The sequence below is a fragment of the Leisingera sp. JC11 genome, assembly GCF_040704725.1.
Taxonomy (GTDB): domain Bacteria; phylum Pseudomonadota; class Alphaproteobacteria; order Rhodobacterales; family Rhodobacteraceae; genus Leisingera.
The window spans coordinates 317223-331191 of the sequence record NZ_JBFCVS010000001.1; the positions used below are offsets into that span (position 1 = coordinate 317223).

The 13969-nt window shown below is 65.5% G+C and carries 15 protein-coding genes; 14 read left to right on the top strand and 1 reads right to left on the bottom strand.

What is annotated here, in order from left to right:
* Nucleotides 1-127: 127 nt before the first annotated feature.
* Nucleotides 128-1171 (bottom strand): aldo/keto reductase, encoded by a 1044-nt coding sequence (locus AB1A62_RS01555; RefSeq protein ID WP_366659416.1) that lies wholly within the window; start codon nucleotides 1169-1171, stop codon nucleotides 128-130.
* Between the two features lie 174 nt (nucleotides 1172-1345).
* On the opposite strand from AB1A62_RS01555, the gene AB1A62_RS01560 reads away from it, so the two are divergent.
* From AB1A62_RS01560 to AB1A62_RS01625, 14 genes are all read left to right on the top strand, one after another.
* Nucleotides 1346-1759: a rhodanese-like domain-containing protein gene (locus AB1A62_RS01560; protein ID WP_366659417.1), complete on the top strand. Its 414-nt coding sequence runs from the start codon at nucleotides 1346-1348 to the stop codon at nucleotides 1757-1759.
* Nucleotides 1760-1833: 74 nt separating this feature from the next.
* On the top strand, nucleotides 1834-2235 hold the full coding sequence (locus AB1A62_RS01565) for a rhodanese-like domain-containing protein (RefSeq protein ID WP_366659418.1): 402 nt from the start codon (nucleotides 1834-1836) through the stop codon (nucleotides 2233-2235).
* 86 nt (nucleotides 2236-2321) lie between these two features.
* The gene (locus AB1A62_RS01570) at nucleotides 2322-3071 is read left to right on the top strand and encodes a hypothetical protein (protein WP_366659420.1); all 750 of its coding nucleotides are present in this window, start codon (nucleotides 2322-2324) and stop codon (nucleotides 3069-3071) included.
* Nucleotides 3072-3254: 183 nt separating this feature from the next.
* A complete protein-coding gene (locus AB1A62_RS01575; protein WP_366659421.1) occupies nucleotides 3255-3860 on the top strand; it encodes a YceI family protein in 606 nt (201 codons plus the stop codon).
* A 108-nt stretch (nucleotides 3861-3968) separates the two neighbouring features.
* Nucleotides 3969-5192: an MFS transporter gene (locus AB1A62_RS01580; RefSeq protein ID WP_366659423.1), complete on the top strand. Its 1224-nt coding sequence runs from the start codon at nucleotides 3969-3971 to the stop codon at nucleotides 5190-5192.
* Nucleotides 5193-5292: 100 nt separating this feature from the next.
* A complete protein-coding gene (gene metG / locus AB1A62_RS01585) occupies nucleotides 5293-7011 on the top strand; it encodes a methionine--tRNA ligase (RefSeq protein ID WP_366659424.1) in 1719 nt (572 codons plus the stop codon).
* Between the two features lie 367 nt (nucleotides 7012-7378).
* A complete protein-coding gene (locus AB1A62_RS01590; protein ID WP_366659425.1) occupies nucleotides 7379-7549 on the top strand; it encodes a hemin uptake protein HemP in 171 nt (56 codons plus the stop codon).
* Complete coding sequence (locus AB1A62_RS01595; RefSeq protein ID WP_366659426.1) at nucleotides 7546-8025, top strand: hypothetical protein; 480 nt, start codon at nucleotides 7546-7548, stop codon at nucleotides 8023-8025. Before AB1A62_RS01590 ends, AB1A62_RS01595 begins: the two co-directional genes overlap by 4 nt.
* 25 nt (nucleotides 8026-8050) lie before the next feature.
* Complete coding sequence (locus tag AB1A62_RS01600; protein ID WP_366659427.1) at nucleotides 8051-9319, top strand: imelysin family protein; 1269 nt, start codon at nucleotides 8051-8053, stop codon at nucleotides 9317-9319.
* A gap of 193 nt (nucleotides 9320-9512) precedes the next feature.
* Nucleotides 9513-9806, top strand: coding sequence for a (2Fe-2S)-binding protein (locus AB1A62_RS01605; protein ID WP_366659429.1), 294 nt, complete (start codon nucleotides 9513-9515; stop codon nucleotides 9804-9806).
* Nucleotides 9754-10242, top strand: coding sequence for a bacterioferritin (gene bfr / locus AB1A62_RS01610; protein WP_366659430.1), 489 nt, complete (start codon nucleotides 9754-9756; stop codon nucleotides 10240-10242). Before AB1A62_RS01605 ends, bfr begins: the two co-directional genes overlap by 53 nt.
* Nucleotides 10232-11761, top strand: a complete 1530-nt coding sequence (locus AB1A62_RS01615; protein WP_366659432.1) for a di-heme oxidoredictase family protein — start codon at nucleotides 10232-10234, stop codon at nucleotides 11759-11761. The genes bfr and AB1A62_RS01615 overlap by 11 nt, the downstream gene beginning before the upstream one ends.
* Nucleotides 11761-12756, top strand: a complete 996-nt coding sequence (locus AB1A62_RS01620; RefSeq protein ID WP_366659433.1) for an imelysin family protein — start codon at nucleotides 11761-11763, stop codon at nucleotides 12754-12756. The genes AB1A62_RS01615 and AB1A62_RS01620 overlap by 1 nt, the downstream gene beginning before the upstream one ends.
* A gap of 15 nt (nucleotides 12757-12771) precedes the next feature.
* Nucleotides 12772-13851, top strand: coding sequence for a DUF1513 domain-containing protein (locus tag AB1A62_RS01625; protein ID WP_366659435.1), 1080 nt, complete (start codon nucleotides 12772-12774; stop codon nucleotides 13849-13851).
* The last annotated feature ends 118 nt before the right edge of the window (nucleotides 13852-13969 follow it).

Sequence of the window (13969 nt, forward strand, 5' to 3'; positions counted from 1 at the left end):
GACAGGCCTCACCCCTGAAGCGCCTCTCAGCCAAATCTTCCGCGCTGCGCCAGCAGCGCCCGGCCCAACCGGCCCAGGGCATGTCAATGCCCGCAGGACGGGCGGGAGCTTCCCGCTCCGGATGCGATCAATACGGCATCGGATGCGCCCGGTGCGCAGCATTGATCTCGTCCAGCACCTGCTGGCTCAGCTCCAGCTCCACCGACTTGAGCAGATGCTCCAGCTGCGGCAGGTGGGTGGCGCCAAAGATCGCCGCAGCCATGAACGGCCGGGTCCGGCACCAGGCCAGCGCCATATGCACCGGGTCCAGCCCGTGCCGCTTGGCAATCTCCAGATAAGCCGCCACCGCATCATAGACCCGCGGGCTGTGGCGCCCGCCCAGTTCCGGGTTGATGGATTTGCGCGAGCCTTCCGGCACCGCCCCGTCCTGGTATTTACCGGTCAGAAGCCCGGTGCCCAGCGGCGAAAACGCCATCAGCCCCACGTCCTCATTCACACTCAGTTCCGCCAGGTCGGTGTCATACATCCGGCACACCAGCGAGTATTCGTTCTGGATCGAGGCCACCCGCGGCCAGCCGCGTTCTTCAGCGATCCGCAGCCATTGTGCGGTGCCCCAGGCGCTTTCGTTTGACAGGCCAAAGGCCCGGATGGTGCCGCGCTCCACCTCGCGCTGCAGCGCCTCCAGGCAGTCCTCCATATTGGCCAAAGTCTCCTCGCGGTTCTGGCGGGAGGGGTCATAGGTCCAGTTCTGCCGGAACATGTAGCTGCCCCGGTTCGGCCAGTGAAACTGGTAGAGGTCGATGTAATCCGTCTTCAGCCGCTTCAGCGAGGCCTCGATGGTGGGCGCGATGGTCTTCGACGAAATCGGCGCCCCGTCGCGCACATGGCGCATCCCCTCACCGGAATGCTTGGTCGCCAGGATGTAGTCGCCGCGCCGCCCGGTCCTTGCGTTCCAGTTGCCGATGATCCGCTCGCTGTTGCCCAGGGTCTCCGCGCTCACCGGGTTCACCGGGTACATCTCGGCGGTATCGACAAAGTTCACGCCCGCCGCCAGCGCCATGTCGATCTGCGCATGCGCCTCGTCCTCCGGCGTCTGGGTGCCAAAGGTCATCGTGCCCAGGCACAGTTCGGACACCATCATGCCGGTGCGGCCCAACGGGTTCATTTTCATCTCGCGCTCCCCTGTTCCGGATTTGCCCGCGACCCTAGCCGGCAGCACGGCAAGTGCAAGCCGCTGTGGCCTGCCGGCAGACAGGCGTTAACCATTCGGAAACAACCTGAAAATGATTCGTCTCAAATGTGATACACTCAAATTTGCCGCAAATTGCGAAACAAGAGGTGGCCGATGACGATTACGGTGTTTGAAAACGGCGGTGGTCCCGCCATTGAAGCAGAGGCGCCGCTGCCGCGGTTGTCGCCCGCAGAAGCACGCAGGGTCCATGCCCGCGGCGGCGCTGTCTTTGTTGACCTGCGCATGACGTGGGAAATGAAAAGAACCGGGCTCATTCCCGGGGCTTTTCCCTGCCCCCATGGGCTCATGGATCTGTGGATCGATCCCGATAGCCCCATCAGCGGCACCGCCCCTGCCAACAGGAAGGTTTTTGTTTTCTGCTGCGGCAATGGCGTGCACGCCTCTCAGGCCGCCCAAAGCGCACAGCATATGGGGTTGCGGCAGGTTTTCTTTCTGGATGGAGGGATGGATGCCTGGCTCGCCGGCGGCGGCAGTGTCGCAGCGTTTGATCAGTTCCAGGTTCATTGAGCCGCACCCGGCCGCTTGCACCCGGGCGTAAAACTCTGCAGCCTGTCTCCCGTATAACTCCGGGAGAGCACAGAATGCCGCAACAGATCACCAAAGGCGTCAAGGCGCTGCTGGCGGAGGCAAACAGCCTTGTCGAAACCATGCCCGTCGAGGAAGCCAAGCAGAAAGTGCTGGACGACAGTTACGTCTTCATCGACCTGCGCGACATCCGCGAGCTGCAGCGCAGCGGCATGATCCCCGGCGCGTTTTCCTGCCCGCGCGGCATGCTGGAATTCTGGATCGACCCGGACAGCCCCTATCACAAGCCGGTGTTCAACCAGGACAAGACCTATGTGTTCTACTGCGCCAGCGCCTGGCGCTCGGCGCTCAGCGCCAAGTCGGCAATGGAGATGGGGCTGAAGCCGGTTGTGCATCTGGAGGGCGGCTTCACCGAATGGGCCAAGCAGGGCGGCCCGGTGGTGCCGCGCGAGGGCTGAGGCCCGCCGCGAAGCGCGGGGGCAAAGGGCAGTACCAGCGGCTTTGCCCGGTTGAGAACAAACAGGGAACATGCTAGTTTGACGGCATGCCGACTCACCTGCTCGCCCGCCGCAGCCACAAGCCCCGTCCGGCGCTGCCCCTGACAGAGGGGGTCGCGCTGGAGCGGGCCCGCGTGCATGAGGCCTGCGGCCCCGCCCGCCACAGTTTTGCGCTGTGGCTGGCAGCCGCCGCCCAGGGCCCCGTGCTGTGGCTGTCCCCGCCCCAGGCCGGCAGGGCGCTGAACCCGGCCCAGGCCGCGAGGCCGCTGAACCCGGACGGGATGGCGGGATACGCCAGCCCTGCCCGGTTCCTGTTTGTGCGCACCGCCCGGACGGAGGATCTGCTCTGGGCGATGGAGGAGGCCCTGCGCAGCGGCGCCGCGCCGCTGGTGGTGGCGGAACTGGCAGAGCCCCCCGCCATGACCCCGGTGCGGCGGCTGCATCTGGCGGCAGAGGGGGGCGGCCGCTTCGGCCCGGCGCCGCTGGGCCTGCTGCTGACCCCCGGCGCCGGCGGCGCCCAGGGCATCGAAAGCCGCTGGCACCTGGCCCATGCGCCCGGCCCCGGCAGCAGCCCGGCCGGCCGCGCCCCCGCGGGCAGAGGCTGCTGGACATTGCAGCGCCTGCGCGCCCGCACCCTGCCGCCCCGCAGCTGGCAGGTCACCCGGGCCTGCGCAGGCGGGCCGCTGCGGGCCGCCCCGGCCGCTGACGGCGCCATTCCTGCCGCGGCCGCTGCTGCCCCCACTGCCGGGAGGCTCCCGCAGCCGCAGGCTCCCCTGGCGGCGCCGGCGCTGCCCTAGCGGCTTTGGGGCCGGCACCGGGCCCAACAGGCAGAGAATTTGCCAGGAGCCAGCGCCTGGCGGGGGCCCTCCGCGGTCTCACAGGCGCGCAAGCAAAAGTGAGCGCCCGCTGCGGCAAATCCGGTTAAACTCGTCCGGCAGCACAGAAAACACGGGCCAGAAAACACAGAAGGAAACGCACGCATGGGCAAACCCCGGATGCCGCGCCGCTCCCTGCTGGCCGGTCTCGGTGCCGCCCTGCTGGCGCCGCAGGCACTGCTGGCCGCTCTCCTGCCCTACCACCTGATCCCCGAAGCCACCGAGGTGCGCTTCACCTTCCTGCTCAGCGGCCAGCCGCAGCACGGCCGGGTTCCCGTCTCTGCCGCCCGCATCCGCATCGACCCGCAGAACCTGGCCCGCAGCCAGGCCGATATCACCCTGGACGCGCGCCGCGCCCGCACCGGGCTGATCTTTGCGACCGACGCGCTGAAAAGCCCCGGTGTTCTGGACGCCGCGCGCTTCCCGCAGATCCGTTTTCGCTCCACCCGCGTCCGCCTCGGACCGGACGGGCGGCTCTCAGGCGGCGCCGAAATCACCGGCAATCTGACCCTGCGCGGCACCACCCGGCCGATCACCCTGCAGGCGGCGCTCTACCGCCGCCCCGGCACCGCCCCGGACGACCTGCACGAACTGGACGTGCATCTCTCCGGCCAGCTCAGCCGCGCCGCCTTCGGCGCCACCGGATACACGGACCTCGTCGCCGACCGCATCGCCCTCGCCGTCAGGGCCCGCATCCGTCGCAGCAGCTGAGCCTCCCGCCGGCCCCGGTGCCGAAAAGCACCGCCCCGCAGAAATACGACACGCCGGTGGCGGAAACCGGCTGGCAATGAAGCGCCAGCCTGTCATGGTCGGACCGTTATGCGCCTGATCGTCTCCTTTGCCGCCCTGTTCCTCTCCGTCATCCTTCTGCAGCTGTCCACGGGGGGCGTCGGCCCGCTCGATGCGATCTCAGGTCTGACGCTCAACTTCACCAAGGAGCAGATCGGCCTCCTCGGCTCGGCCCATTTCTTCGGCTTCTTCATCGGTTGCTGGTGGGCGCCGAGGCTGATGGGCAATGTCGGCCATTCCCGCGCCTTTGCGGTCTGCACCGCGCTGGGGGCAATGGGCCTGCTGGGCCACACGCTGACCGAGAACCCCTATGCCTGGGCGGCGATGCGGATCGCCTCCGGCCTCTGCGTGGCCGGTGCCTATACGGTGATCGAGGCCTGGCTGAACGCCAAGGTCACCAATGAAAACCGCGGCCGTGCCATGGGCACCTACCGGATTGCTGACATGAGCGCTTCGCTGGCGGCGCAGCTTATCATCGCGGTGCTGCCGCCTGCGGTCTATATCTCGTATAACCTGCTGGCCGTGGTGTGCTGTGCGGCACTGCTGCCGCTAACCCTGACCAGGGCAAGCCAGCCCGAAACACCCGACGCCCCCCGGCTTCGCCCCAAGCTGGCATGGCGCTGTTCGCCGCTGGCAGTGGCGGGCGTGATCGTCTCGGCGCTCAGCTCCGCCTCCTTCCGGATGGTCGGCCCGGTCTATGGCCAGGAGGTTGGGCTGGAGATCGGCCAGATCGCCTTCTTCCTTGCCTCTTTCGTCCTGGGCGGCGCGCTGGCGCAGTATCCGATGGGCTGGCTGGCCGACAAATACGACCGCCGCTGGGTGCTGATCTGGCTGTCCGGTATCGCCATCCTCAGCTGCGGCATCACCATGGCAGCCAGCGGCACCGGCACTCTCGGAGTGATGCTGGCCGCCGGGTTCTTCGGCTTCACCACTTTCCCGATCTTCTCGGTCTCCGCCGCCCATGCCAACGACTTCGCCACCTCTGCCGAACGGGTCGAGCTGTCGGCGGCGCTGATGTTCTGGTACGCGCTTGGCGCCATCGCCTCGCCCTATGTTTCCTCCGCCCTGATTGACAGCTTCGGACCGCCGGCGCTGTTTGCCTATGTCGCCTGCGGCCATCTGCTGCTGATCGTCTTCGGCCTCAGCCGGATGCGCGCCCGCCCCGTGCCGGAGGAACGCACGCATTATGTCTATGCGCCGCGCACCTCCTTCACCATCGGCCGCCTGCTGAAACGCTCGCGCGAAGGGCGGTAGCGCCGCCGCTGCCCAATTTTCAGCGAAATACGCACGCGGGGTTTCCGCCGCCCGCTGCATAGGCTAGACGAGCCTCTGACGCATTACCTGGATGGATGGCATGGCACGCATTCTGATTACTTCGGCGCTTCCCTACATCAACGGGATCAAGCATCTGGGCAACCTGGTGGGCAGCCAGCTGCCTGCTGATCTTTACGCCCGCTACAACCGCGGCCGCGGGCATGAAGTCATGTTCCTTTGCGCCACCGATGAACACGGCACTCCGGCGGAACTGGCTGCGGCCAAAGCCGGCAAGCCGGTTGCGGAATACTGCGCCGAAATGCACGAAGTGCAGACAGACATCGCGCGCCGCTTCGGCCTGTCTTTTGACCATTACGGCCGTTCCTCCAGCCCGCAGAACCACGCGCTGACCCAGCATTTCGCCGGCAAGCTGGCCGAAGCCGGGCTGATTTCGGAAGTCAGCGAAAAGCAGGTCTACTCCAATGCCGACGGCCGCTTCCTGCCCGACCGCTATATCGAGGGCACCTGCCCCAATTGCGGTTACGAACGGGCGCGCGGCGACCAGTGCGAGGAATGCACCAAGCAGCTGGACCCCACCGACCTGATCAATCCGCGCTCCGCGATCTCCGGCTCCACCGACCTGGAAGTGCGCGAGACCAAGCACCTGTTCCTGCGCCAGTCCGCGATGCGCGATCAGCTCGACGCCTGGATCGACACCAAGAAAGACTGGCCGGTGCTGACCACCTCCATTGCCAAGAAATGGCTTCATGACGGCGACGGTCTGCAGGACCGCGGCATCACCCGCGACCTGGACTGGGGCGTGCCGGTCAAAAATGGTACCGACGACTGGCCGGGCATGGAGGGCAAGGTCTTCTACGTCTGGTTCGACGCGCCGATCGAGTACATTGCAGCCGCAGGCGAGTGGGCCGAGAAGCATGGCAAGACAGACGCAGACTGGCAGCGCTGGTGGCGCACCGACAAGGGCGCGGAGGATGTGAAATACGTCCAGTTCATGGGCAAGGACAACGTGCCGTTCCACACCCTGTCGTTCCCGGCCACTATCCTTGGCTCGGGCGAGCCGTGGAAGATGGTCGACCACTTGAAATCCTTCAACTACCTGAACTATGACGGCGGCCAGTTCTCCACCTCGCAGGGGCGCGGCGTCTTCATGGACCAGGCGCTGGAGATCCTGCCCGCCGACTACTGGCGCTGGTGGCTGCTGTCCCACGCGCCGGAAAGCTCTGACTCCGAATTCAACTGGGAGAACTTCCAGCAATCGGTGAACAAGGACCTGGCGGACGTTCTGGGCAACTTCGTCAGCCGCATCACCAAGTTCTGCCGCTCCAAGTTCGGCGAGGAGGTTCCCGTCGGCGGCGAATACGGGCCGCAGGAGCAGGCGCTGATCGACGAGCTGACCACCCGCATCCGCGCCTATGAGGGCCATATGGAAGCGATGGAGGTCCGCAAGTCGGCGCAGGAGCTGCGCGCGATCTGGGTGGCCGGCAATGAATACCTGCAGTCCGCCGCGCCCTGGTCGGTGTTCAAGGAAGACCCGGAGCACGCCGCAGCACAGGTGCGCCTGGGCCTGAACCTGATCCGCCTTTACGCAGTGCTGTCGGCGCCCTTCATCCCGCATGCATCGGACACGCTGATGGCGGCGCTGAACTCGGACGACCGCAGCTGGCCGGAAGACGTGGCGGCTGCCCTCTCTGCCCTGCCCGCGGGCCATGGCTTCACCGTGCCTGAAGTGCTGTTCGCCAAGATCACCGACGAGCAGCGCGAAGAGTGGCAGGAACGCTTCTCCGGGATCCGCGCCTGAAGCATCAGACATTGACTAACGCGAAGGCCGCCCCCTGGGCGGCCTTTTCATTTGCCAATCCCTTGCCGCTTTGCAAAATTTATTTCCGACTAAAAAACTCGGATTGACATAGGTGAGTAAATAAATCAGGTATACGGCATTCCAGCCAGCCTGACTCGGATCGGGCGAGCCCGAGTGACATTCAATCAACCGAGATCGCCCCCATGCCGACCAGTGCGCGCCGCCTTAGCGGTCCTGAGATCAAGGAACCGGAGTCCGAGGACATGCGCCACCTGTGGCCGCAGGTCTTTGCCCCGTCCGGCGCATTGTCCGGTTTTTGTCTGGAATGGCTTCTGGACAGGGCGGAATTCAGCAATGGGCGCAAGTCATGAACCAGATTACTTCCAAACCTGTCCCCACTGAGGCCACAACCGAGGTGTTTCCCACCTACCACGCGGAGGATCTGACCCGCGGCGGCGCACAGGCCCGCATCCTCCTGAACGGCCAGATCTACTCGCTGCGCATCACCCGCGCCGGCAAGCTGATCCTGACCAAATGAGCGGCGGCGCCTCCCATCCCCGCGGCGGCGTGACCGTCGGCACCCTGTCGGAACTGCCGCCGCTGGAGGCCGGCGCGGTGATCTACCTGCGCCACTGGTTCTCCGGCGATGAGACCCGCGAGCAGATGCGCCGTGATTTTGAGATGAACTTCGGCCCGGAACTCGCAGGGGCCGCTTTTGAGGCCTTCGGGTCCTTATGCAATTTCTGTGCTGCCCACGGCCGCCGCCCGCTGGTGCGCCACGGCATGACCTGCAAATGCCTGGGCGCTGATGAAAACTGCTTTGCCAACCTGCTGGCCTCCGCCGCGGAGGGCCAGCAGGACGACGCCTATGTCCTCGCCTCGCTGATCGTCACCCCGCGCAAGGCGCCGGAGCTGGCACAGCTTGCCTCTGACTGCGGCCTGCTGATGCAGCAGATCATGAGGCTGCAACCGGCCATGCAACCCGCCCGGCCAGCCACCGCCACCCTTCATTGAACACAAAATTCCAAGGACTTAGCTGATGAAACCTGTCTTTCTCGCGGGCACTGCCCTCGCCGGTCTCGCCTTTGGCACCGCCACCGCATTTGCCGCCGACAAGGCTGCGGTGCTGACCAACTACGCCAATATCGCCGAGGCCAAATACCAGGACAGCCTGGCCACCGCACAGGTGCTGAAAGCCGCTGTCGACGCGCTGGTTGCACAGCCCTCCGCTGAGAACCTGGAAACGGCCCGCGCCGCCTGGATCGCTGCGCGCGTCCCATACCAGCAGTCCGAAGTGTTCCGCTTTGGCAATGCCATCGTCGATGACTGGGAAGGCAAGGTGAACGCCTGGCCGCTGGACGAGGGTCTGATTGACTATGTCGACGCCTCCTATGGCGGTCCGAGCGACGAGAACACCCTGGCGGCGCTCAATGTGATCGCCAACCCCAGCTTTGAACTGTCCGGCAAGGTGATCGACGCCGCCAAGATCACACCGGAACTGCTGGAAGGCGCCCTGCATGAAGCCGACGGGGTCGAGGCCAACGTCGCCACCGGTTACCACGCCATCGAATTTCTGCTCTGGGGCCAGGACCTGAAGGGCACCGAGCACGGTGCGGGCGACCGTCCCTGGACCGACTACGCGCAGGGCGACGCCTGCACCGGCGGCAACTGCGACCGCCGCGGCGAGTACCTGCAGGCGGCGACCGATCTGCTGATCTCCGACCTGGAGTGGATCACCGCACAGTGGGGCGCCGAAGGCGAAGCCCGCACCGCCCTGCTGGCGGATGAGGACGCCGGCATCACCGCCATGCTGACCGGCATGGGGTCGCTGTCTTATGGCGAGCAGGCAGGTGAGCGGATGCGCCTGGGCCTGATGCTGAACGATCCGGAAGAAGAGCACGACTGCTTCTCCGACAACACCCACAACAGCCACTATTACGACGGGCTGGGCGTGCAGAACGTCTATCTGGGCGAATACGTCCGGGTGAATGGCGAACTGGTCTCCGGCCCGTCGCTGTCCGATCTGGTGGCTGCCAAGGACGCGGATCTGGACGCCGAGATGCGCGGCAAGCTGTCGACCACCATGCTGGCGCTAGGCCGCATTAAGACTGCGGCTGAGGCAGGCCTCTCCTATGACCAGATGCTGGCGCAGGGCAACTCAGCCGGCGAGGCGCTGGTGATGGGCGGCGTCAACGGGCTGATTGACCAGACCCGCTCGATCGAGCGCGTGGTCTCTGCCCTGAAGCTGGACGGCGTGGCCATCGAAGGCTCCGACAGCCTCGACAACCCCTCGGCAGTCTTCAACTAAGCCATTCCGGCGAATGGCAACACATCTGAAAAGGGCCGCTATTCCCGCGGCCCTTTTTTTGCGTGCAGCGAACACCCGCCAATACCCTAGTGTTTCACTCTGGATACCCCTTGAATCCTCAGTAATTTTGTCGGATATATTTCCCAACGGAATCACTTGGCCATTTGCGCCACCGGGCTAGGACGCGAGCAGCATGATCGTTTGCCACTGCACACAGATCTCGGACCACGACATCCGCGCAGCCATCGACTGGATGCGAAGCGCCGATCCTGAAACGATAATCACTCCCGGCAAGATCTACCACGCGCTGGGAAAATCTGCCGATTGCGGCGGCTGCATGCCCCTTTTCCTCGACACGATGCGTTCCAGCAGTAAGCTGGAAGTACCTGCGCAGCTTGCGAATTTACGCGCAGGATCAATTCGGGAGGAAAATAATGAAGGGCGACGCCAAGGTTATCGACTATCTCAACAAAGCGCTGCGCCATGAGCTGACGGCCGTCAGCCAGTATTGGCTGCACTACCGGATGCAGGAAGATTGGGGCCTGGGCAGCATGGCCAAGAAAAGCCGCGAAGAATCCATCGAGGAGATGGAGCACGCGGACAAATTGATTGAAAGGATTTTGTTCCTCGGCGGCCACCCGAACTTGCAGAAGCTTGACCCGCTGCGGATCGGCCAGACCCCGAAAGAAACCCTCGAATGCGACCTTGCCGCCGAATTGGACGCCCGCGCGCTCTACAAGGAAGCCCGCGACGCCTGCAACAAGGCAGGCGATTACGTTTCCCAAAAGCTGTTTGAAGAGCTGATGGCGGACGAAGAAGGCCATATCGACTTCCTCGAAACGCAGCTTGAACTGCACGACCGGATCGGTGCCGAAAACTATGCCCAGCTCAACGCCACCAAGATGGCAGAGGTTGAAGACTAACATTGCCCTGGCTGCCGCGCTTGCGGCGGCCACCCCCCTTGCGGCGCTGGATCAGGCCAGCCGGCACCAGGCAGAGCCGCATCTCTCCCCCCATCCCCGCACTGATGCCGAACGCGCCCGGATCGAGGCCGTGACAGCCCCCGCCACGGACTTCTCCGCGCCTGAACCTTATGAGGATCTGCCCGCAGGCGCCGCCACGGTGCGCGCGCGGGCAGATGATGAGGCGTTTTCCCAGCATTCCGCCAATCTCTCTTTCGAACAGGAGCTGGAATTCAAGCTCGGCAACGGGCTGTTCAAGAAGATCTGGGTGTTTTCACCCGCCTCAACCAAGGCCTCCGACGGGCTTGGCCCGCTTTATAACGCGCGCTCTTGTCAGCGCTGCCACCTGAAGGACGGCCGCGGCCATGTGCCGGAACAGCCGGACTATGCCTCCGCCACCATGTTCCTGCGGGTCTCCGTTCCCGGCCCGGTGCCGCCACAGATGCAAGCAGTCAGCGATTACATCGGCACCGCGCCCGATCCGAACTATGGCAGCCAATTGCAGGATTTCTCTGCCCCCGGCATCGGACCGGAATACAAGCTTCAGGTCGAGTACGAGGAATTCGAAGTCGCCCTGAACGGCGGCGGGACCGCCTCTCTGCGCCGCCCCCGCTACACCGCCGCGAACCTCGGCTACGGCCCGCTGGCAGACGGCGCCATGCTGTCCCCCCGCGTCGCGCCGCCGATGATCGGCCTTGGACTGCTGGAGGCGATCCCGGCCGCCGACATTCTTGCCCAAGTGGATGAGGGTGACGCTGACGGCGACGGTATTTCCGGCCGCGCCAATCTGGTCTGGTCGCGGGAGTTCAACCAAATCATGCTGGGCCGTTTCGGACTGAAGGCCGGCTCCCCGACGGTGCATGACCAATCCGCAGGCGCCTTTTCCGGCGACATCGGCATCTCCACGCCGCTGTTCCCGGCCCATGCCGGCGAATGCACGGATCTGCAATCAGCGTGCCACGCCGCGCCGCACGGCGGCGGTGATTCCCGTGAAACCGAAATCGACCAGCCCAACATGGATCTGGTCACCTTCTACAGCCGCAACCTCGGCGTGCCCGCGCGCCGGGACAGTGGCGACAGCCAAGTGCTGCGCGGCAAGCAGGTGTTCTACGACAGCGGCTGCACCTCCTGCCATGTGCCGAAATACGTGACCCACCGGCTGGCAGACCGGCCGGAGCAGAGCTTCCAGCTGATCTGGCCCTACAGCGACTTGTTGCTGCACGACATGGGTGAAGGCCTGGCAGACCACCGCCCCGAGGCCCGCGCCACGGGCCGCGAATGGCGCACCGCACCGCTCTGGGGCATTGGCCTGACGCAGCAGGTCTCGCCACGCGCCACTTTCCTGCACGACGGCCGCGCCCGCACCCTGCTGGAGGCCATCCTGTGGCACGGCGGTGAAGCAGAGGCCGCGAAGACCCGTGTTGTGGAGATGCCGCCGCAGGACCGCGCCGCCCTGATTTCTTTCCTGGAGAGCCTCTGATGCGCGCCCTTGCCCTGACCCTGGCCCTGGCAGCTGCGCCTGTCGCCGCCTCGGACCTCTCCAGCAGCATTACCGACCAGTTGATCATCCCTGCTTTCAAGGAGCTGGCAGAAGATGCGGCAGCGCTGGCGGACACGGCCAAGGCCGATTGCACACCGCAGTCCGAAGCCCTTCGGTCCGCATACGGCGAAGCCTTTGACGCCTGGATCGCCGCCAGCCATTTCCGTTTCGGGCCGACGGAAACCGACAGCCGCGCCTTCGCGCTGGCCTTCTGGCCCGACAGCCGCGGCAAGACGCCCAAGGCGCTTGGCAATCTGATCCGCAGTGAGGATGCTGGCATCAGCGATCCGGCCGAATTCGCCAGCTATTCCATCGCCGCCCGCGGGTTTTATGCGCTGGAGTACCTGCTCTACGACCCCAGCCTCTCCAAAGACGGCAGCGCGGACTACCGCTGCGCCCTGATCCGCGCCATCAGCACAGATATCGCCGCCACCGCACAGGCCATCGCTGCGGACTGGGAGGAAAACTACGCCGCTGAAATGCGCGAACCCGCCACCCGCTACCGAACCGAGGCGGAAATCACCCAGGAACTGCTGAAGGCGCTGACCACCGAGCTGCAAGTGCTGGACGACATGCGCCTGGGCCGCCCGCTGGGCAGCTTTGACAAACCCCGCCCCTACCGCGCCGAGGCCCGCCGTTCGGAGCGCAGCCTGCGCCATGTGCTGGTGTCGCTGAACGCGATGGAACCGCTGGCGCTGGCCCTGGCGCAGGACGATGCCGGGCTGAAAGCAGACCTCGCCCAAGGGTTTAAAACCGTCCGCCACCGCGCTGAAGCCCTGGAGGACCCTGTGTTTGCCGGCGTTGCCGACCCCGCCGCCCGCATCCGGATCGAGGCCTTGCGCCAGCAGGTGAAGGATTTGCGCGCGCTTGTCTCTGAACGCCTTGGCCCGGCCCTCGGCGTGGCGGCAGGTTTCAATTCGCTCGACGGCGACTGACGGAAAGGATCCCGCATGACCTCCCGCCGCGGATTTCTGGCAGGCCTCGCGGCCTCCGCCCTCGCCCCGCAGACCAGCTGGGCCGCTGCGGGCAGCCCGGCTTTCCTGTCGGCGGGCAAAGATGCCAGCGGCGCCTTCCTGCTGGCAGGACTGACAGAAACCGGCGAAATCCTGTTCCGCCACCCGCTGCCGGACCGCGGCCATGCGGCTGCTGCGCATCCCGTGCGGCCGGAAGCCGTTGCCTTCGCCCGCCGCCCGGGCCGCTTTGCCGATGTGATCGACTGCCGCACCGGTGATGCGCTGGCCCGGCTGGAGCCGCCCGCCGGGCATCATTTCTACGGCCATGGGGTGTTTTCCCCGAATGGCAGCCGCCTGTTCACCACGGAAAACGACTATGAGAACGCTCGCGGCGTGATCGGTGTCTGGGATGCTGCAGATGGCTACCGCCGCATTGCCGCGTTCTCCTCCGGCGGCATTGGCCCGCATGACATGGCTTTGCGCCGCGATGCGCCCGGACTGGTGGTGGCAAACGGCGGCATCGAAACCCACCCCGACAGCGGCCGCGCCAAGCTGAACCTGCCTGATATGCGCCCCAACCTCAGCTACCTGAGCCTGGACGGCGAAGTGCAGGAACAGCTGGAGCTGCCGCCAGAGCTGCGTCTCAATTCGATCCGCCACCTGGCGGTGCGGGCGGACGGCACCGTTGGATTCGCCATGCAATGGCAGGGCGATCTGGGCGAACAAGTCCCCACCGCCGGCCTGCACCTGCCCGGTGGCGTGCCGCGACTGCTGGCCGAGGATGACGCGCGGGTGCTGAACATGCAGGGCTACGGCGGCTCCATCGCCTTCTGCGCTGATGGCAGCCGGATCGGCGTCACCTCGCCGCGCGGCGGGGTGCTGCAAGTGATGGACACGGTCAGCGGCGTGCTGCTGGCAGAGCACAAGATGGCAGATGTCTGCGGACTGGCCCCCTCCGCCGGCGGCTTTACGGCCAGCACGGGAACCGGCCAGTTCTATGCGGTGTCGGATAGCGGCCAGCATGTGCTGCACCATGCGGAATTGGCCTGGGACAACCACCTGATCCCGCTGATCTGAAGCCAAGTTTCATGGTACTGCACAGGCGCGCCCGCCACGGCGCGCCTTTTCGTTTTCGAAACCCGCGAAAGCAACACGAAAACAAATAGTGACTCCACGCGCGCGATGCGCTACAGAA

What these genes read in the sequence shown, in the direction of transcription:
- AB1A62_RS01555 (WP_366659416.1), bottom strand. Translation starts at nt 1,171, where the DNA reads ATGAAAATGAACCCGTTGGGCCGCACCGGCATGATGGTGTCCGAACTG.
- AB1A62_RS01560 (WP_366659417.1), top strand. Translation starts at nt 1,346, where the DNA reads ATGACGATTACGGTGTTTGAAAACGGCGGTGGTCCCGCCATTGAAGCA.
- AB1A62_RS01565 (WP_366659418.1), top strand. Translation starts at nt 1,834, where the DNA reads ATGCCGCAACAGATCACCAAAGGCGTCAAGGCGCTGCTGGCGGAGGCA.
- AB1A62_RS01570 (WP_366659420.1), top strand. Translation starts at nt 2,322, where the DNA reads ATGCCGACTCACCTGCTCGCCCGCCGCAGCCACAAGCCCCGTCCGGCG.
- AB1A62_RS01575 (WP_366659421.1), top strand. Translation starts at nt 3,255, where the DNA reads ATGGGCAAACCCCGGATGCCGCGCCGCTCCCTGCTGGCCGGTCTCGGT.
- AB1A62_RS01580 (WP_366659423.1), top strand. Translation starts at nt 3,969, where the DNA reads ATGCGCCTGATCGTCTCCTTTGCCGCCCTGTTCCTCTCCGTCATCCTT.
- metG (WP_366659424.1), top strand. Translation starts at nt 5,293, where the DNA reads ATGGCACGCATTCTGATTACTTCGGCGCTTCCCTACATCAACGGGATC.
- AB1A62_RS01590 (WP_366659425.1), top strand. Translation starts at nt 7,379, where the DNA reads ATGAACCAGATTACTTCCAAACCTGTCCCCACTGAGGCCACAACCGAG.
- AB1A62_RS01595 (WP_366659426.1), top strand. Translation starts at nt 7,546, where the DNA reads ATGAGCGGCGGCGCCTCCCATCCCCGCGGCGGCGTGACCGTCGGCACC.
- AB1A62_RS01600 (WP_366659427.1), top strand. Translation starts at nt 8,051, where the DNA reads ATGAAACCTGTCTTTCTCGCGGGCACTGCCCTCGCCGGTCTCGCCTTT.
- AB1A62_RS01605 (WP_366659429.1), top strand. Translation starts at nt 9,513, where the DNA reads ATGATCGTTTGCCACTGCACACAGATCTCGGACCACGACATCCGCGCA.
- bfr (WP_366659430.1), top strand. Translation starts at nt 9,754, where the DNA reads ATGAAGGGCGACGCCAAGGTTATCGACTATCTCAACAAAGCGCTGCGC.
- AB1A62_RS01620 (WP_366659433.1), top strand. Translation starts at nt 11,761, where the DNA reads ATGCGCGCCCTTGCCCTGACCCTGGCCCTGGCAGCTGCGCCTGTCGCC.
- AB1A62_RS01625 (WP_366659435.1), top strand. Translation starts at nt 12,772, where the DNA reads ATGACCTCCCGCCGCGGATTTCTGGCAGGCCTCGCGGCCTCCGCCCTC.